The organism is Ferrimonas lipolytica (genome assembly GCF_012295575.1).
Classification (GTDB): Bacteria; Pseudomonadota; Gammaproteobacteria; order Enterobacterales; family Shewanellaceae; genus Ferrimonas; species Ferrimonas lipolytica.
On the sequence record NZ_CP051180.1, the window covers coordinates 3,350,898 to 3,368,902 of the forward strand.

The following is an 18,005-nucleotide window of genomic DNA, read 5'->3' on the forward strand; positions in this document are numbered from 1 at the left end:
TGACTACTGATATGATTCGATATGGATAATTAAATTTTTAATAATCGTAATTATTTTCTTGATATTCATTGGTGAGCATTACTTCCTAATTATTAAGATAAAAAATTATTCTATTTATCAGATGTTGAATTATTAACTGGCAAAGAAGCTAATAAAAAGGCTGTGTCGCAGTTAACTGTTGCAAGTCTATACTTAGAGTGTCTCCTGCTTCGGGGGGCTCAGACATGAAACAGCATGATTTTGCAGAACTGCTGCATCACGTTGAGGAGTTGTCGCCCAGTCAGCGTGAACAACTCCTCAATCTTCTGCGCTTTGACGGCTCTTCTGCCAGTAAATTTCTCATAGAAAATCACCCAGACACTTGTCCTCACTGCCGCTCAGCCGAATGCGACTTTGGGGTTCCACATCCAAAATGTGAACGCTTACGACAGTCTCTTGAAAAGTTGGATAGCTCGATTTCGGGGCGTCACGACCAAATACCTGCATAACTACTTGAGGTGGCACCGAATGTTAGACCGGTATCGGTACCAATTCGACCAAAGGCAGCGCCTTAAAGAAGTTGTTGGATGGGATGCAACAGCTAATTAAGACACAGCCCTTAATTTTGGCGATGGCTACGCCGCGATCCCACTTGGCCAGCAGTTTCCGGACTTCGGAAGAGTCCTTCTTGGCGTTGTAATCCGCTTTGGAAATACCGGCAGCATCTAGACCGAAGGAAACGGCCTCTTCGGAGGTTTTGAATTTAATCTTGTCGTCGTGGATATGCTTGTAGTAAGCCATCTGGCTTGCTTGTACTGCTTGTCACCCGTGGCCTTGGCGACAACTAGCAAAGTTGGTTTTTCTTTACCGAACAGAGGCTTATTAGTGATGCGGTAGGCATTGTACTCCACGCTAGAAGGCAGATTCTTGGTGTAACCGGGAATAACAACCTTTTCGTACTTGTAGCAGAATGGGCAGTTAGTGGAGTACACCTTGACCACGCTATCTCTCGCCTAGAATGCTTCGTTACCTAAGGTGATGTAATGGGTACCTTCCTCGTAATCAGCAGCGAAACCGGAGGCGGAGAGAACTCGGGCTGCGGTGGCAGTCAGTTTGGCGAGAGAGAATTTCATGATGTTGACCTCGGAAAAGTTAGGGCTTCAACGCGGCCCTATACCGCTGTTGGCCGCCACAATACGTCCCTTTCCGAGGCAAAAATAAGATCCACATCACCTACCATTCCCCTTTAGCATGGAGGAACTGGACATTTTTGAGTCCACATAGATTTCGCTTCGACGTAGCAAATTCTCCCTGTCCGTTACCCAACCTTTCAATATCCACACGTGACTACTTCTCACCCAAAAAACCGCAATGCGGTGTGTGAAAAGGGTGCAGTGTTGTCGCTCAGTTTTGTCTGGGCATGACCATATGTTCGGCTTCAGCTTGCACTTGTTCCAAGGTCGCTTTGACCTCCTGGCACAGCCATTGGTGAAAAGCAGAATTCTGGTGCGAAGCTGGGTAGATGCCGTAATGAATGGACTTGACCTGTTCCAATTCCTTGGGGCCGTGAAACAAAACCAACCTATCTTGGAACGCCGATAAACCAACCTGGGAGGTGTAAAGCAGTGCATTTCCTCGCTCTATTATATTCACCAAGGCTGGCAAATAGTCTGCTCGTGCAACTACCTTGGGGAAGAGTCGCTTCTGTTCCGATACAACTTCGATAATGTTTTTACTCCGGTTCGGGTTGTACACCTGTTGCACTACCCAAGGATATTGGCATAGGTCCATCAGAGTAATGTTACGTCGTCTCAAGATGGGGTGGTGGGGGCGGCAAGCCATCAATCGCTGTGCAGGCCCAAGAGCTTCTGAAGTGATCATGGGGTCATCCGGTACGAAGTTGTGCACGGCGAAGTCGAGGTCATCTTGCCTTAGCTTGTCCAGAGTTTCCGACGTCCAGGTACTGAAGCTCAACTCCAGGCCGGGAGCCTGATGGTGTAATCGTTCGAACAGCCGTGGAATCAGGCCCACTGCCATTGGTTCAATCACTGCAATGTTAACCTGACCAACATAGTCGGTAGGATTAAACTCCTCCTTGGAGTTGTAGAGATGCTCAACGGCCCCTAATACTTCAGAAATTTGAGGATAGAGCCTTAGAGTCTTGTCATTAGGCACTAATCCTTCTCTGCTACGAATGAACAGAGAATCATCAAAGATTTCCCTGAGCTTCTTCAATTCGTAACTCACTCCCGACTGAGACAGATTCAGCTTCGTAGCAGCTTTCTGGGTAGAACCTTCCTCCACTAATACCTTCAGTAATCGTAGAGATCCCACTTTCAAATCATTAAGGTTCGGCAAAGCAAATTCCTCCTTGGTCAGTAACGAAGCTGTAATTATTTGGAATCAAGTTTGTCAAATTACCTTGCCGACTTTTCAACGATAGGCAAGAGCTAGGCCAAGGTATTCTATATCGAAGCCAAGAAGAGATAGCTTTGTTCGGTGTGAAAGATATCCCAATTAAAACAATCGCCTTCATCTCGTTTTCGCAAGTGCAAGTAGTGGGCAGCGACTACATAACTGCCCAATCCATAGAGATCTCATGTCAGCTTTTACCCTACAACGGTCATTGGTGAACCGAATCTGAGTGTCAGGAACTGGCCGAACAGCGACCGTTGAGGCAGTGTTAGATCGTAAGCGCTGTCAACGGCGCCACTAAAAGTGTAGCGATAGGTGCCATCGTTACGATCCTCTAGCTCACCAGCACAGCTATCAACTTTGCACTTTTCATACCCTAACACTTGCCATTGCGAGCGCTCACCTTCGTTTTCGGCTTGTAGCTGGGCTGCTTGCACCTTTAACCCGTCGATACGCACTAGCGGCAAAGCCAATTCATTGTAAGCGGCAAATTCAATAGTTAAACGGCCATCAACCACTGTACTTGCGGTTATCTCAACATCAACGGTTTTTGCTTCATCGGTAACCAATGGAGCAGCATCACCAGGGATCCCCGGAGCCCCAGGAGCACCATCTTTACCATCATCGCCGTCTGAGCAACCCACTAGGCCTAACAGTAACGTGGACGCCAATATCGCGGTGATTCGATTCACTGCAAAAGTCATCATCTATCCTCATCATCAACTGCTGCGACATGGGCCGCAGCGAACGGTGACATTGTGAATTTTTGCAAGCAGCACTGCTGAGGGCACAAGTGGGGTTAACGAATAAGTGAAGGTTTAAGGTAATTATTCAGGCGATTTAAGCACTTTTAAGAGCAAAGGCAGTGGTGGGAAGTTATAAAAAAATCTAAAAAACCTTTATCTTTATATACTTACTTTTATTCGGTATGGCTTAGGCCTAATCGACACTGCGGCGTTAATGCATCTAGATGTCGACTACGATGATACCTTTATCAGTGGCATACATGGCTTAGCTAGCACACCGAGGCCAATGATTCGCCAGTGCATCCAAGTCAGGCGCCACTTGATATTAAAAATAGCTGATAGCAAGTGGCATTAATAAGCGACAATTGACAAGTAAGCAGATTATTACTGCAACTCTTGGGCGTTCATCTCTACCGCCCAAATATGTTCATCAACATCAAAGTTTCGTAATGAAGTTTCAACTTCATCACATATATTCATTACTCGCTTAAAGCTGTCGTTAGTTAATGGCGTCTGCCAGCTTAATTCTTCCAAGCTAAATGACATCACCTTAAACACACGTTCCATAGGCAAACTTATCGCCTCATCGCGGAAGCTGTAATTATTACTGAACAGCGAGAAGCCTCGCTCAACGCAAGTAACTTCATTGAGACACTGATGAAGGTGATCGTCATCGGCCACCAGCTCGCCATTAGCGCGTGCCATCTGCAGGAAGTTCAGGTTACTTTGGTACCAGCTATCCAGCAGTTTGCGAGTAATAGCAATACGGCTATGCGACGCATGTTTCCATACGCTCGGCATGGCGGCCAAAAACTGTACACCCCCCAAATCACTTTGCTTATGTTGGCGCCGAATCCAGATCATCTGCATCGCCATAAACCGCTCTGCTATAGACTCCTGCCGCAATGCAATCTCTTGGCAGGCTTTAACCCCAAAGGTTGCCATCACCCGATTAAACAAGCCAACCGCGATATCTTCTCGTTTAGCAAAGCTGCCATAAAGGGTATTGACGGAGCACTCAGCTTGGCGCGCTAACTCTAGTAAGCTCAGTGAGAACAACCCTCTCTCAACGATCGCTTCCTCCGCTTTATCTAGAATCATTCTGTCTCGCTGTTTCTTCTGCTCAACCCGGCCCATGGCAATGTCCTTATTTAAAAAGTATTGAAGCATTGTTTATCAAAGACACCGAAATTTCTGTTAACTGAAGCCAATTCAAGCCGCGACTAATAGTATCTGGTTCACAGATCTCTTATTTACGTCACGAAAGTGAAAAAAATTACTCACCCAAATGATAATTACTGAAATAAATAACGGAAACTTCTTTGAGCAAAGCCACGGCTCATAAATTAAGCCTATAAATATCACTATTTTACAAACCAAGCTGACATTTATAACGGTGACTAACATTCTTCTAATCACATTCTTATCGGCATCAAATTTCTATTCTGCTCTGCAACGAATACAGGGAGCAGTGGCTAATCCAAGGCGCCCTAGAGTCTGAGTTATGGCCCGAAGAAGCGGCCAAGGAGAAAGAATGAAATCACTACAAACTGCCACTTTAGTTGCAAGCTTGCTGGCGCTGCCCGGTGCAAATGCCGCCATGCTTGCAGTCGAAGCTGGGGTAATGGATTGGGGCAGCAAAGCCGAAAACTACTTTGGCGACGCTAAAAGCAGCAACCCATTCATCAAAATTAAGGCCGCTACCGGCTCGGAGTTTGGCGACATCTATGGCCACTTCGTTCTCGAGGATTTCGACGATAGCGACTTGATGGGTAGTGAAATCAATGTAATTGGCCAGATCAACATGGGCCAAACCGATTTCAATTGGTACGGCCAGATCTTCAGTAAGACCAAACCTAACTGGTCTGAAACCAACACCTTATTAGGCTTTAGCCACGATAAAACCTGGGACAACGGTATCTACACCCAAGTTGCTGTTGCTGGCCACATCGTTACCTCTGATTACCAACATTTTGGCTTCGATGTTAATGGCTTTAACGGCGGTTACGCCTACTTCGGCATCGATAAGACCTTTGCCATTGCTGACAGCGCACTCAAATTATTGTGGTGGCAAGAGCACTACTTTGGTCGCGACGACGACTACTTGATAGTCGCTGGTGACGGTGAAGACCACGGCTTCAATGGCAAGCTAGAAGCCCGTTACTTCATTGGCGATACCGGTTTGTCGGCGGCTCTGGCTTACCGCTACGCCGAAAATAACATGGGTAAGCAGGGTTACCACGACGCCATCTTCTACTCCATGCAGTACAACTTTTAACTGATTACTTCGACCGAATTAAATAGAGATATATAGGAATTAACGTTATGAAAAAGACAATTCTAGCAACCTCATTAGCATTGGCTGTGGTTGGATTTACTGGTACTGCAATGGCTGGCGGCGGTGATGATTGGGCAGATAAATACCTAACTACCGTACAAACCCAAGGTGAGATTGGCATCGTTAAGGTTAACCCATACGACTTTGCCCCCCTGACGGCTATCATCGACCTCAACGGCTTTGAGATCTCTGACGTAAGCGTACGTGTTGTACCAAAGAAAGGTGGCGCCGAGATCGCTTACCCAGTGGACAAAGTAGCACTGACTACCCACAACGGCATTCCAGTATTTGGTTTGTATCCCGATTACAAAAACACCGTAGAGGTGGAGTACGTTAAAAATGGTAAGAAGATCAAAGAAGATTACACCATTCACACTGCACCGCTAAAGCCACTGTTGTTTGATGGTCAGGTACGTACCTTCCCAGAAGTAAAACCAGTTAAGGTTGATAAGAAATTCAAAGACCGCCTCTACATGGTTAACCACCTAGGAGCCGATGAAGGCACCATTGGTTGGGATAACTATCCAGTCGTATTCGTGGCCGACACCACCGGTGAAATCCGTTGGTTTATGGATTGGGATAAGGTCTACGACCAAGACACCACCAAAGGCATCGCCATGGGGTTCCACTTAGCTGAAAACGGCGAACTGTACTGGGGTCAAGACCATTACTACGCTCGCTATGACATGCTGGGTCGTAAAGTGTTCAAGCGTGATATGCCACGGGGCTTCACCGGTTTCTCCCATGCAATGAAAGAGATGCCAAACGGCCACTACTTGCTCCGCGTTGCCAAAGAAAAATACCTGCGCGAAGACGGCAAGCGTGTCGACACCGTCCGTGACCACGTAATTGAAGTAGACGCCACCGGTAACGTGGTACACGTTTGGGATTTCAACAAGATCTTCGACAACATGCGTGATGACCTGCTATCTGGTTTGGATGCTGGCGCCGTTTGTCTGAACGTTGATGAAGGCCACGCTGGCGAAACCATGGACATCGAGCCTGATGCCCCATTCGGTGACCTTCCTGGGGTTGCGGCAGGACGTAACTGGGCGCACATCAACTCAGTTGATTACGACCCATCTGACGACTCCGTTATTGTTTCGATGCGCCACCAAGGCACCGCTAAAGTCGGTCGCGACGGTGAAGTTAAGTGGATTCTGGCCGCAGATAAAGGCTGGGGCGACCTATCTGACAAGGTACTGACGCCGGTAGATAGCAAAGGTAATAAGCTAGACTGTGATGACAATGGCCGTTGTGCAGGCAGCGACTTCGACTTCCCTTGGACCCAGCACACCTCATGGCTGACCAGCCGTGGCACCTTGGTTTCCTTCGATAACGGCGATGGCCGCCACTTCGAACAGCCTGCAATGCCAACAATGAAGTACTCTCGTGGTGTGGAATACAACATCAACGAAGACAACATGACCGTTGAGCAGACTTTCGAATACGGTAAAGAGCGTGGTTACGAGTGGTACTCTCCAATCACCTCCAACATCGAATGGCGTGAAGACAAAGACACCTTCTTCATGTACTCCGCGTCAGCTGGCCTGTTCACTGGCGAACCAGGTAAGCACTTCATCAACGAAGTTGCCGAGAACGGTAAAGTGAAGGTAGAGCTTACCGTTAACTCAATGGCTAAGACCGAGCCATCTTACCGAGCGCTGATTGTTGAGCCGGGCAAACTGTTCAACTAACCCCAGCGTAAACGCAACAACCACAACCTAACCCAGCAAGCCGGACCTCGTGTCCGGTTTGTTGGGTTAATGACGCTGTTACCTAACGCGATTAAGCCATCTATCGTATCTTGAGTTAAGCATAACAGTGCACAGGAGAGAACAACTGATAGCCAGTCTATTAACGAGCGCTATTTGAGTAGCTGGTTTTCGAGCCAAGAACTAGCACGGCTGCGAATTGCCTCCAACTTAGCCTCTACGTCGCAACGCTGACAACAAGCTGGAAGACTATTCAGGTATTGATAGCTAAAGAAGTGATTGCAGTAGGCGGAGAGCAGAAAACTTAAGACTCATTACTTAGCTGGCAAATAAATTGGTCAACATCAAAGGCTAACAACTCTGGCATTACGCTATCGATCAAATCAATTACGGTACAAAAATTAATATTTTCAATATCAATTTTCCAATCCAAAATTGGAAAGCAATCAAGTAGATCTTCAAATAGATCCTTTAGTGGCGCCTCAACTACCGCATCCCGAAAAGCCTTATTGTTACTAAGAACACAATAGCCTCGCTCTAACACATACATTTTCCGGAGCATTCGGTCAATCTGCTCATTATCACCATGAAAATAACCTAGTTGGCGTCCCTTTTTTACGAACTCAACAATTTTGTTATTACTCATTTTCATAATACGTCGAGTTACTGCATTTTTATCATGACTGGCGTTATCCCAAACCTTAGGGTTTGAGCCAACAAAAGCGACGCCACTCTGATGCATCTCATTTTGATGAACCGAAGCGGCACAGAGCATCATCGCTAGTAAGCGTTCGACAAAACCTGCAGGAGATTGACTAAGTAGTTGGATAGAGTGTAGATACCAACGGCTTACCCAGCGATCAAACAAGCTAATGGCCACATCTTCTCGATTTGGAAAGTGACTATAGAGTGTGTTTACTGGACATGCTGCGAGTTTGGCCAACTCAGGTAAGCTTAATGAGTACAGGCCTTTCTGTGACACCAATTGCTCAGCACAATCTAGAATTCGCTTATTACGCTCTCGCCGTAACTCAAATCTATTCATATTATTATTTTCGGTAACCATTATAGAGTTGACGATTATTGCTTTAGCTGTGAATAACAATTGTGATAACCATCTGCCTTTGTGAAAACGTACTTTAAAGCAGCACAAATTGCGACCTTAATCAAGAAACAAACCCGTAAACATGAATACCTTTCAATTCCCGTAGAAATATAACTAAGCTCAACTACAAGACAATTATTTGAGTTACATCACAAATAAATGGAAACTTATTTCATGTTTGTATTCCTACTATCCATTTATCTCTCTTTATTTTGCCATTTATTCCATAACAGTCGTTGTTTATCGCATTTATAACTGTTGGTGCATCACGCCTAAAGCGAGCTACAAGCCATACCATTTTCATCATCACGTCGAACCTAAAAATAACGAGATGAAAATGAAAAAGAACAAACTCGCTATCACACTAAGTATGCTCCTACTTAGTGCCTCAGCAAACGCTGGTATGGTTGCTGTAGAAGCCGGTGTCATGGATTGGGATGGTAAAGCCGAACAAAGTAAGGGCGAAAGTCCATTTGTAAAAATTAAGGGAGCTACTGGCTCAGAATTTGGTGACGTCTATGCGCACTTAGTACTAGAGGATGTCGACGACAACGACCTCCTTGGTAGTGAGATCAACATTATTGGTCAAATCAACATCGGTGCCACTGACTTTAACTGGTATGGGCAGGTATTCAACAAACAAAAGCCTACATGGTCAGAAACCAATACCTTCTTAGGCGGCAGTTGGGATAAAGGGTTCGACAACGGCGTATATGCTCAAGTTGCCCTTGCTGCACATGTCGTTACCTCTGATTACGAAATCTACAACCAAGACGCCAACGGTTTTAACGGCGGCTACTTCTACATGACTCTTAATAAAGGCCTTGAGATTGGCGGACAGCAGTTCTCCATCAATTGGTGGCAAGAGCATATGTTTGGCTTCAACGACGATTATAAAGAGTTCGCCATGTACGGCGAGTCTCATGGTTTCAACGGCAAGCTGACTGCTAAATGGCACATCGATAACAACTTAACTGCAGCGCTCGCTTACCGCTATGCGGATAACAACCTCGGTATTCAGGGCTACCACGACGCTCTGTTCTATTCCATGCAATACAACTTCTGATCAATCCAATTTAGCAGGACAATAATTATGAAAAAAACTCTATTAGCGACCTCTTTAGCACTCGCCACCCTAGGCTTTAGTAATGTCACTCTTGCCAGCAATGGTGATGATTGGGCGGACAAATACCTTACTACCGTACAAACCCAAGGTGAGATTGGCATCGTTAAGGTTAACCCATACGACTTTGCTCCACTGACGGCCATCATCGATCTAAACGGCTTTTCCATCTCTGACGTTAAGGTACGTATTGAGCCGAAAAAAGGCGGCGCGGTGATCGAATACCCAGTCGACCAAGTGTCGCTGACTACCCACAATGGTATTCCGGTATTTGGTTTGTATGCCGACTACGACAATACCGTAATGGTGGAATACGTTAAGAATGGCAAGAAGGTAAAAGAAAACTACAAGATCAAAACCGCCCCAGTCAAACAACTGTTGTTTGATGGCCAAGTGCGCAGTTTCCCTGAGGTAAAATCAGTAAAGGTTGATAAGAAATTCAGAGATCGTCTGTACCTAGTAAATCACATGGGGGCTGATGAAAGTACCAAAGGGTGGGATAGCTACCCAATGATCTTCGTAACCGACACCGCTGGTGAAGTTCGTTGGTTTATGGATTGGGACGCGGTGTACGACCAAGACACTACTCCTGGGGTTGCCATGGGTTTCCACCTGTCTGAAAACGGCGAACTGTACTGGGGTCAAGACCATTACTACGCTCGCTATGACATGCTGGGCCGCAAGGTCTTTAATCGCGAGATCCCTCGAGGATTCACCGGCTTCTCTCACGAGATCCAAGAGATGCCAAACGGCCACTACTTGCTCCGCGTTGCCAAAGAAAAATACCTGCGCGAAGACGGAAAACGTCTTGATACCTGGCGAGATCACGTGATTGAGGTCGATACCACCGGCAACGTGGTCCACACTTGGGACTTCAACAAGATCTTTGACAACATGCGCGACGATCTTTTAGCTGGCCTCGACTCTGGTGCCGTTTGCCTCAACGTTGATGAAAGCCACGCTGGCGAAACCATGGACATCGAACCGGATGCGGCTTATGGCGATTTGCCTGGGGTTGCGGCAGGACGTAACTGGGCGCACATCAACTCAATTGACTACGATGCTAGCGACGACAGCATCATCGTTTCGATGCGTCACCAAGGCACCGCTAAAGTCGGTCGCGACGGTGAAGTTAAGTGGATTCTGGCCGCAGATAAAGGCTGGGGCGACCTATCTGACAAGGTACTGACGCCGGTAGATAGCAAAGGTAATAAGCTAGACTGTGATGACAATGGCCGTTGTGCAGGCAGCGACTTCGACTTCCCTTGGACCCAGCACACCTCATGGCTGACCAGCCGTGGCACCTTGGTTTCCTTCGATAACGGCGATGGCCGCTACTTCGAACAGCCTGCAATGCCAACAATGAAGTACTCTCGTGGTGTGGAATACAACATCAACGAAGACAACATGACCGTTGAGCAGACTTTCGAATACGGTAAAGAGCGTGGCTACGAGTGGTACTCTCCAATCACCTCCAACATCGAATGGCGTGAAGACAAAGACACCTTCTTCATGTACTCCGCGTCAGCTGGCCTGTTCACTGGCGAACCAGGTAAGCACTTCATCAACGAAGTTGCCGAGAACGGTAAAGTGAAGGTAGAGCTTACCGTTAACTCAATGGCTAAGACCGAGCCATCTTACCGAGCGCTGATTGTTGAGCCGGGCAAACTGTTCAACTAACCCCAGCGTAAACGCAACAACCACAACCTAACCCAGCAAGCCGGACCTCGTGTCCGGTTTGTTGGTTATGGCGTTTGCTAATGTTGGCGCTAGTTGATCTAGGCTTGGGCAATTTGGGGCGACGGCATTCATCGGGCCCAGCGATAAACTCTCCACCGATAGCTGTCGAGCACATCTACCTTCAAGTCAAATAAAGTGTGACCACATCTACAGTTTAGTGCTCTAGTAAGGTTGCAGTTAACAAAGCTAATGCTCAGTTCGATCTCACCTGAACCATTGCCATATTATCTCTGGATATCGTCAATTTATTGGTTGAGCTGCCGTTGTCGCACTTTCGTTCCGTCACCATTGTCACAGCTTGTATTACAACCTCTGCCATTGGCGCTGGGGTATTTGTGCTGCCAGTGGTGCTTACGGGCTTAACCTTATTTGAGTCGTTAACAATCATGGCCGCCTACTGCGCGGTAATGACCATCGCCGCTCAAGTTATGGTTGAGATTTCATTACGATTTCCACAAGGTGCCAACATTCGCGCCATCGCATCTCAGGGGTTAGGAAGAGGCTCTGCCTTTGTCGCTGGATTAGCCTTTACACTGGTCTTTACGACGGTATTTTACTCGCAATTTTGCGGCTTAAAACAGCTATTTGGGATATTACAACAAGACCACCAACTGCTAACTTATATCATGGCGATGTTAACCAGTTTGTCGTTGAGTACGTTGATTTTAGGTCGCTTAGGGGCACTTAGTGGATTAGCGAGCGCACTATGGATCCCGCTGCTCAGCCTATCGCTGTTTGGCTTGTTTGACTCCTCTAACAATACCGTAGCAACCGATTTCGTTAACATCGAAGCCATGGCAATAGCACCGCAATGGTTGATGGTTTTACCCTTGTGTCAGGCCTGCTTTAGTTTTCACGCGATCTTGCCAAGCTTGGCTAAGCGGACTCAGTTCAATCGGCAAGTGATGGTCCATTCGGTCTATCTCGCGATGCCGCTGATTTGGCTCGCCTATGCCGGTTACCTTATTGCCATCCGTTCACGTCTCGATGAAGCCGCGTTAACTCGCCTAGCTAACAACAGCGAAAGTACCGTCCAGTTGGTGATGAAGTTATCGCAACTGTTAGACAACCACTTCAGTGAAATCCTTATCCTACTGTTCTTTATTGCGGTACTTACCTCACTGCAAGGGTTAGCACTGGCCGCATCGGATTTCGTTAAGGATCAACTCAAGCTCAACGACAATTGGGTAGGTAACATCCAAGCTGCCGTAGTTATCTTTTTTGTGCCGTTATTGATGCAAAACAGCAACAGTGATGGTTTTATTTATGGCATGCAACTGTCGGTTTATGGCTCATCGTTTATCGCCATTATTTTACCTAGCCTAATCGCATGGCGAAGCCGCCAAATATGTAGCGACAGTTATCGCTTTGGGCATAACAAACTGCTGCTATCGATGATGTTATTCGGTGGCGTGTCGATTCTGATTAACGTGGCTCATCACTCACTAAATTGATGTTCTACATCATGTCTTAACGATCAAAAAACGCAGCCATTGGCTGCGTTTTTATTGTTGGTATTTATACCAAACTTACTTATAAGCGTGCGGCAAAATCATATCCAACATGAAATCACCTTGCCAATCTGGGTATTGCGCCACAATTTTCGCTTTGGCTTCAGCGGCATCCACTGAACTCTTAACCGCTTCAGCACAGAAGCGCTGGTAGTTAGCGAAAACTTGCGGTGCTTTAGGCCCACCAACCTTACCGTGGCCACCAATGTAAAGCTGATAGCCATTGTTGCTGTAGTTCTCAACCATAGCGAGATATTGACCACTTAGATCCGGCAGGTGGAAACCGATGTACATGCTGTGGTGGCTCCAAAGCAACCCTTCGGTTGGCATTGATAAGGTAACTGTATCGCCAGCACCAACAGAGAAGTTGGCCTTGATGCCATTGGTGAGTTGTTCACCGGGCTTAAGTACATTGATCTGTGCCTTTGGATATAACCCAAGCTGCTCTAACTCAGACTTAGTGTTAGCAAAGGTGTAAATCGGCGCCTTAGCTGCCGCAGCTGGAACCGCAGTATGGTGCTGACCATCGCCATGAACGTGCGACACAATCACTTTAGTAATCGGCTTATCTAATCTATCGAGGTAATCAGAGAGCTCTTGCGCTGACTGTGGATCTGAGCTGAAATCAAGCAAAGTTAAGCTATCTGCAGACTCAATGATATGGGAGTTCGAGCCATGGTTTGAGGTGTAGCTGTGGACGGTAACAGTCTTAAGTGGGTTGATTGAAAAGCTGCCCGCCTGCGCCGGCGCACTAAGCATAACGGCTACCGTGGTTGCAGTAACGGCTAGTTGTTTAAACATCGTAAAGCCCCTGAATTGATTAGCATAAAAAGTGGGAAATAAAACCAAGTCACACAGAGACTTATGTTTTTCACCGCCAAAGTTAAGAGACTAATTTACAAGGAATATACCGTCCTGATTAGAGTGAAAAATCACGATAAACTGTTCCTGGAAGTGATCAAATACGCCACCCATTGGGTGGCGTATTTGATTCAAACTAAAGGTGTTATTGCAGCTTATTTAGTGATTAGCTTCTTTAGCCAACCAAAGGTTGCCGCTCCCAAACAGATACCAAAAATGCTGTAAGCAATGATGCAGTACTCGGCCATATTTAAGCCCAGCAGTGACCAATCGTCTTCACCACAAATACCAGAGGGCTGGAACTCATACGGAAACCACTCATGCAGTGGCAAGCCCAGTGGGAACTTCGGATCGGTAGAGCAAGAACCGGCACCACCACCAGCAGCAAACAGATCACCACCGCTGGATAACACATCATCCAATTCATGTGCGGCGTGGTGGATGTCGTTTAATTGAATCGACCAAGCCATGCCTTGCACAACGCCATACCAAGCCAACAATAGACCAATCACTTTCAAGACATTATTGCTCGGCTTTATGGCAATAATCAGTCCTGCAAATAGGATACAAAACTGGCTGTAACGGATGTAAACGCACTTCTCACAAGGGTCCATCTCGAGGAACCACTGGAAGTAACCCATCGCAGATAGAATCAGAAATAGTGCCGCTCCGCTCATCACCAACCATAGCCAGCGTTGGTTTTGCCACTCAGATAAGGTTTGGGCTGGGGCACTTTTCAGTGAACTAAAGCCCGCTGTAATTGGATTCATCAGATACCCCTACTTAGCCAGCAGTTCAGCAGTTAACTCGTCCAGCATCTTCATGCTGGTCACGCTTTGGGTGATGATCAGGTATTTGCCGTTAACCACGATGGCTGGAATACCTTTAATCTTGGCTACTTCTAAGCCTTGGTCCCACTTCTTCAGCAACTTGGCAACTTCTGCTGAGGCTGCACGCTTATCGAACTCTGCTTTGGAGATCCCCAATTGATCGATACCGAACTGAGTCGCTTCTTCGCTTGAGCTGAACTTCTTCTTCAGATCGTGAATTTGCTTGTAGTAGGCCATCTTCACTTTCTTGTACTGCTTATCGCCCAACACTTTACCCACTGCAACCGCAGTGGCTTTTTCTAGTCCAAATGGTGGCTTGGTGGTTATATGGTAGGCATCGTAACTGATGCCATCAGGCAAGTTTTTAACGTAATTAGGGATAACCGCTTTTTCATACTTGTAGCAGAACGGGCAGTTAGTGGAATAAACCTTTACCACTTGATTTGGAGCCTCGAAACCACCGTCTTTTAGGTCGATGTAATGCTTACCTTCATCGTAAGCGGCTGCGCTGAAAGAAAGGGTTAATGCTAAGGCTGTGATCAGTTTTTTCATGAGAGAGCTCCAATTGACTTATTGCCATAGATTTTATGGATTCACTCAAAGTGATACGCGGAGCCATAGCAAAGAATTAGAGTACAAATCGTACACTTCAATAGGCATATGCAGTATCGAAAGCGACAGCACAAAATTGATGGTAATTAAATAATAAGGAAATTGAAGGGGAGCGTACTCCCCTTCAATGTCGGGGGTATTACTGCATCATTTCTGATGGGCGAATGACTTGCGCACGGTAACCGGTGGCAAATAGACGGTGGCTATCAATGTCGATACGAACCGCTGGCTTGGTTTCTCCATAGCGGTGCTCAGTAATGATCGACTTCACCTTACCGGTAGTTTCATCCATCTTCAGGTTGCCGTAGCCACCTCCAACGCCAAACAAACCAGCTGACGCAAAGTGAGTCATCACAGAGTCTTTATCCGCTTGATATTTCACAATCGACGTTACTGGGGAATACCCCTCGTAACCCAACTCGTCTTTACCGTATTCCCACACCTGCTGAACAGTCATTTTGTCCTCATCGATTTTGTATTCCACTGCACGGGAGTACTTATCTGTTGGGAAGGTAGGCTGCTCTAAATAACGGCCGTCGCCATTATCGAACACGGTTAACGTGCCTTTTTCATCCACCTTGTAAGCGGTATGCGAAGTCCAAGAGTAATCAAAGTCGGTGTCGTAACAACGGGCGTCATCACAGTTCAGTTTCTTGCCGCGCTTATCAACTGGGGTCAGAACCTTATCGGCTAACTCACCTTTCCAACCACGTGGCGCACCAAGAATCCATTTCACTTTCTTATCACGAGTAATCTTAAATACCGCCGATTGGTGGCGTGAAGATAGGATGATCGAGTCATCTTCTGGATCATAATCTACTGAGTTAACGTGTACCCAGTTACGGCCGGTTTCAACGCCGTGAATATCACCGTATGGTGCTTCGTGGATATCTTCTGCCGTAGCTTGGTGGCCCGCTTTATCAACATCGATATTCAGGCAAACCGCACCAGCATCTAATGACAACAGCGCCGCATCACGCATTGGATCGAGGATTTCATTCAAATCCCAGAAATCAACCAACTCACCGCGGGCGTCCACCTCGATAATGTGGTCTCGAATGGTGTTAACGATTTTGCCATCCCGGCGCTTGTAGTCTTTTTTAGCCACTCGTAGTAGATAGTTACCATTTTCGATTGGCATCCCTTCGTGCGAGGCATCAATAAAGTCACCAGGCAGTGAGTGTTCCGAGATCATCCGCCCCATCAGCGTCATCTCTTTCCAACCCTGCCCTTGAACCCACGCCATGTTACCTTCTGCGGTTACGTTCATGCCCATGGCATAACCGGCCTTCTCGAAGTGGCTAGGATCGTGAGTGGTGTGGGGATTCATAAACCAACGAATGTCGCCGGCGGTATCGTAAATCAAGAACGCTGGAGTCCCATCCCAGTTAAAGGCACCTTGCGCTGTCACGTTGTTGTGCGTCAGCTTTGCTTCTTTGGTAGTTGCAGTAGTGAAGTTAACGAAGTAGAGGCGATCTTTAAATTCAGGATCAACATGGTGCACTTCAGCGGTTGGAGCCTTAGCCCACTGGTTTTGGTTGATGCCAACATCTACGTCTGGAGCATAGAATCGGTATTCTGCCGATTTTTTCTCACCGCCCTCAGAGTAAGAAACGGTAAAGGTATTGTTGAAGTCTGGGTATAAACCAAAAATGGGCACACCACCTTCACTATAAAGGCGCATGTCACCAACGTCATAAGTAATAGGCACACCGTCTTTGTCATCGGCGTGAACGGTAACAGTAACATCTGAGATTTTATGATTGTTTAGGGTAACCAGCGCCGTAAGAGGCGCATTACCGTAAGGATCATGTACGATATAACCCAGTGGAGCATTTGGCCCTACTTTTGGTTTCATACCATACAAACCAGCAGAATGTGCGTTGATAGAGGCCATTGCTAAGCCTGCGACTACCGTTGCTAATACTGTTTTCTTAAACATCATCACCCTCACTACATTTTTATTTTGTTGTCATCACCTACTATAAAAAATGAGGAATTTTGAAACTGATATCTGGCTGGTATTAACTGTTCCAGCGAATTTCAACAACAGTGACTAAACCCGCAGGAATAACATTCGCCCGATAAATATCACGCAAAAATAATCAACGGAAATGATTGCAATTTAAAATAACGTGATCTAGTTCACGCACAATGAGACAGTAATTACCGCAAAGTAAGCAATAACGACAGAACTTTATTCTATCTCAAATTGTAGGAGTGCAGTGCAATGCTTAAGACTGACTTAGAAAACATCATGAGAGAAGTAACTCGCGTTGGGATTAATGATGTAAGCCTGAGTTCATTGTCTGCTAGTTTAGGATTGAGCAAACGTGCACTATATCGAGAGTTTGTCAGTAAAGAGGGCATGATTGCCGACATTCTGTCACATATTATACGCGATCGGATCAATCTTGGTGCATCTATAGTCAACGACAACAACCTCAACTCATACGAAAAAATCGCATGCTATTACATATATGGTGTTATGCGCTGTCGTTGGGACTCGAGTGAATCAGGAGTGCTATTTTTATTTCACAATAAAAATCTATGGAATAAAGTACCACCGGATAAATTTTCAGTATTGAAAAAGCTATATTTTGACTATGTGGAGTACTCGCAGCGAGTCATTGCTGACAGCCCAAAAATAAAGATTAAAAAAGATATTCAGAAAAATTTATCACAAAAATTAAGCTTTATTGAGAGAGGGATGGTAAATTCTATTTTAAATGTCTTTCATCCGAGTGAAAACGTATCTGACCAATACATAGCGAATCTCTTTTCAACAGAAATAGAATCCGACTTAAAACTGGAAGCGGGCGTGATTGATAGAGAAAAAATATTGCTGTGGACTCATAACTTTCTCAGTAACCCGCCAAAGTGGAGTTGTGTAAAAAAAGCTGACAATGTCCAAAAACCGCCACCCCATGGTGGACAGCAATGCGCATCGTTCAAACTAGAAAACATTAGCCGCAAAAAAGCAAAAACAGCGACTGATCACCCATAGGTAATAGCCGCTGTTTGTTAGAA

Annotated in this window: 16 protein-coding genes and 1 pseudogene; 8 read left to right on the forward strand and 9 right to left on the reverse strand. The window is 46.2% G+C overall.

Features of this window, described 5'->3' with window-relative positions:
* Window positions 1-224 precede the first annotated feature (224 nt).
* Window positions 225-488, forward strand: a complete 264-nt coding sequence (locus HER31_RS15220) for a hypothetical protein (RefSeq protein ID WP_168661802.1) — start codon at window positions 225-227, stop codon at window positions 486-488.
* Window positions 400-588: pseudogene (locus HER31_RS18860) on the forward strand (IS1595 family transposase); the annotation flags it as partial. The gene HER31_RS15220 and the pseudogene HER31_RS18860, both read left to right, overlap by 89 nt.
* Here HER31_RS18860 and HER31_RS19015 read toward each other — a convergent pair.
* The 4 genes from HER31_RS19015 to HER31_RS15240 form a co-directional block, all read right to left on the reverse strand.
* Window positions 511-780, reverse strand: a complete 270-nt coding sequence (locus HER31_RS19015) for a hypothetical protein (protein WP_168661804.1) — start codon at window positions 778-780, stop codon at window positions 511-513. The pseudogene HER31_RS18860 and the gene HER31_RS19015 overlap by 78 nt on opposite strands.
* A gap of 603 nt (window positions 781-1,383) precedes the next feature.
* Entirely contained in the window at window positions 1,384-2,337 is a 954-nt protein-coding gene (locus HER31_RS15230) for a LysR family transcriptional regulator (protein WP_168661806.1), read from the reverse strand.
* Window positions 2,338-2,588: 251 nt separating this feature from the next.
* Window positions 2,589-3,101 (reverse strand): hypothetical protein, encoded by a 513-nt coding sequence (locus tag HER31_RS15235; protein WP_168661808.1) that lies wholly within the window; start codon window positions 3,099-3,101, stop codon window positions 2,589-2,591.
* Window positions 3,102-3,524: 423 nt separating this feature from the next.
* A complete protein-coding gene (locus tag HER31_RS15240) occupies window positions 3,525-4,310 on the reverse strand; it encodes a TetR/AcrR family transcriptional regulator (RefSeq protein ID WP_238786843.1) in 786 nt (261 codons plus the stop codon).
* A 364-nt stretch (window positions 4,311-4,674) separates the two neighbouring features.
* Between HER31_RS15240 and HER31_RS15245 the strand changes: the two genes are divergently transcribed.
* Window positions 4,675-5,418, forward strand: a complete 744-nt coding sequence (locus HER31_RS15245; protein ID WP_168661812.1) for a nucleoside-specific channel-forming Tsx family protein — start codon at window positions 4,675-4,677, stop codon at window positions 5,416-5,418.
* A gap of 47 nt (window positions 5,419-5,465) precedes the next feature.
* Entirely contained in the window at window positions 5,466-7,175 is a 1,710-nt protein-coding gene (locus HER31_RS15250) for an aryl-sulfate sulfotransferase (RefSeq protein ID WP_168661814.1), read from the forward strand.
* Window positions 7,176-7,497: 322 nt separating this feature from the next.
* Here HER31_RS15250 and HER31_RS15255 read toward each other — a convergent pair whose 3' ends face one another.
* Window positions 7,498-8,238, reverse strand: coding sequence for a TetR/AcrR family transcriptional regulator (locus HER31_RS15255; RefSeq protein WP_168661816.1), 741 nt, complete (start codon window positions 8,236-8,238; stop codon window positions 7,498-7,500).
* A 397-nt stretch (window positions 8,239-8,635) separates the two neighbouring features.
* Here HER31_RS15255 and HER31_RS15260 point away from each other — a divergent pair, with 397 nt between their 5' ends.
* The 3 genes from HER31_RS15260 to HER31_RS15270 all read left to right on the forward strand — a co-directional run bounded on the left by HER31_RS15260 (window position 8,636) and on the right by HER31_RS15270 (window position 12,615).
* The gene (locus tag HER31_RS15260; protein ID WP_168661818.1) at window positions 8,636-9,364 is read left to right on the forward strand and encodes a nucleoside-specific channel-forming Tsx family protein; all 729 of its coding nucleotides are present in this window, start codon (window positions 8,636-8,638) and stop codon (window positions 9,362-9,364) included.
* Between the two features lie 27 nt (window positions 9,365-9,391).
* Complete coding sequence (locus HER31_RS15265) at window positions 9,392-11,101, forward strand: aryl-sulfate sulfotransferase (protein ID WP_168661820.1); 1,710 nt, start codon at window positions 9,392-9,394, stop codon at window positions 11,099-11,101.
* A 323-nt stretch (window positions 11,102-11,424) separates the two neighbouring features.
* Window positions 11,425-12,615, forward strand: coding sequence for an aromatic amino acid transport family protein (locus HER31_RS15270; RefSeq protein ID WP_168661822.1), 1,191 nt, complete (start codon window positions 11,425-11,427; stop codon window positions 12,613-12,615).
* 75 nt (window positions 12,616-12,690) lie between these two features.
* Here the strand turns inward: HER31_RS15270 and HER31_RS15275 are convergent, their stop codons facing one another.
* From HER31_RS15275 to HER31_RS15290, 4 genes are all read right to left on the reverse strand, one after another.
* The gene (locus HER31_RS15275) at window positions 12,691-13,473 is read right to left on the reverse strand and encodes an MBL fold metallo-hydrolase (protein WP_168661825.1); all 783 of its coding nucleotides are present in this window, start codon (window positions 13,471-13,473) and stop codon (window positions 12,691-12,693) included.
* A 215-nt stretch (window positions 13,474-13,688) separates the two neighbouring features.
* Window positions 13,689-14,303 carry a disulfide bond formation protein B gene (locus HER31_RS15280; protein ID WP_168661827.1) on the reverse strand — a complete coding sequence of 205 codons (615 nt, stop codon included), beginning with the start codon at window positions 14,301-14,303 and terminating at the stop codon, window positions 13,689-13,691.
* A 9-nt stretch (window positions 14,304-14,312) separates the two neighbouring features.
* Entirely contained in the window at window positions 14,313-14,915 is a 603-nt protein-coding gene (locus tag HER31_RS15285) for a thiol:disulfide interchange protein DsbA/DsbL (protein WP_168661829.1), read from the reverse strand.
* 199 nt (window positions 14,916-15,114) lie between these two features.
* A complete protein-coding gene (locus tag HER31_RS15290) occupies window positions 15,115-16,920 on the reverse strand; it encodes an aryl-sulfate sulfotransferase (RefSeq protein WP_238786844.1) in 1,806 nt (601 codons plus the stop codon).
* Between the two features lie 285 nt (window positions 16,921-17,205).
* On the opposite strand from HER31_RS15290, the gene HER31_RS15295 reads away from it, so the two are divergent.
* Entirely contained in the window at window positions 17,206-17,982 is a 777-nt protein-coding gene (locus tag HER31_RS15295; protein WP_168661831.1) for a TetR family transcriptional regulator, read from the forward strand.
* The last annotated feature ends 23 nt before the right edge of the window (window positions 17,983-18,005 follow it).

Excerpts from the sequence above, each read along its gene's own strand:
- HER31_RS15220 (WP_168661802.1), top strand. The coding sequence starts at position 225 with ATGAAACAGCATGATTTTGCAGAACTGCTGCATCACGTTGAGGAGTTG.
- HER31_RS19015 (WP_168661804.1), bottom strand. The coding sequence starts at position 780 with ATGGCTTACTACAAGCATATCCACGACGACAAGATTAAATTCAAAACC.
- HER31_RS15235 (WP_168661808.1), bottom strand. The coding sequence starts at position 3,101 with ATGATGACTTTTGCAGTGAATCGAATCACCGCGATATTGGCGTCCACG.
- HER31_RS15240 (WP_238786843.1), bottom strand. The coding sequence starts at position 4,310 with ATGCTTCAATACTTTTTAAATAAGGACATTGCCATGGGCCGGGTTGAG.
- HER31_RS15245 (WP_168661812.1), top strand. The coding sequence starts at position 4,675 with ATGAAATCACTACAAACTGCCACTTTAGTTGCAAGCTTGCTGGCGCTG.
- HER31_RS15250 (WP_168661814.1), top strand. The coding sequence starts at position 5,466 with ATGAAAAAGACAATTCTAGCAACCTCATTAGCATTGGCTGTGGTTGGA.
- HER31_RS15255 (WP_168661816.1), bottom strand. The coding sequence starts at position 8,238 with ATGAATAGATTTGAGTTACGGCGAGAGCGTAATAAGCGAATTCTAGAT.
- HER31_RS15260 (WP_168661818.1), top strand. The coding sequence starts at position 8,636 with ATGAAAAAGAACAAACTCGCTATCACACTAAGTATGCTCCTACTTAGT.
- HER31_RS15265 (WP_168661820.1), top strand. The coding sequence starts at position 9,392 with ATGAAAAAAACTCTATTAGCGACCTCTTTAGCACTCGCCACCCTAGGC.
- HER31_RS15275 (WP_168661825.1), bottom strand. The coding sequence starts at position 13,473 with ATGTTTAAACAACTAGCCGTTACTGCAACCACGGTAGCCGTTATGCTT.
- HER31_RS15280 (WP_168661827.1), bottom strand. The coding sequence starts at position 14,303 with ATGAATCCAATTACAGCGGGCTTTAGTTCACTGAAAAGTGCCCCAGCC.
- HER31_RS15285 (WP_168661829.1), bottom strand. The coding sequence starts at position 14,915 with ATGAAAAAACTGATCACAGCCTTAGCATTAACCCTTTCTTTCAGCGCA.
- HER31_RS15290 (WP_238786844.1), bottom strand. The coding sequence starts at position 16,920 with ATGATGTTTAAGAAAACAGTATTAGCAACGGTAGTCGCAGGCTTAGCA.
- HER31_RS15295 (WP_168661831.1), top strand. The coding sequence starts at position 17,206 with ATGCTTAAGACTGACTTAGAAAACATCATGAGAGAAGTAACTCGCGTT.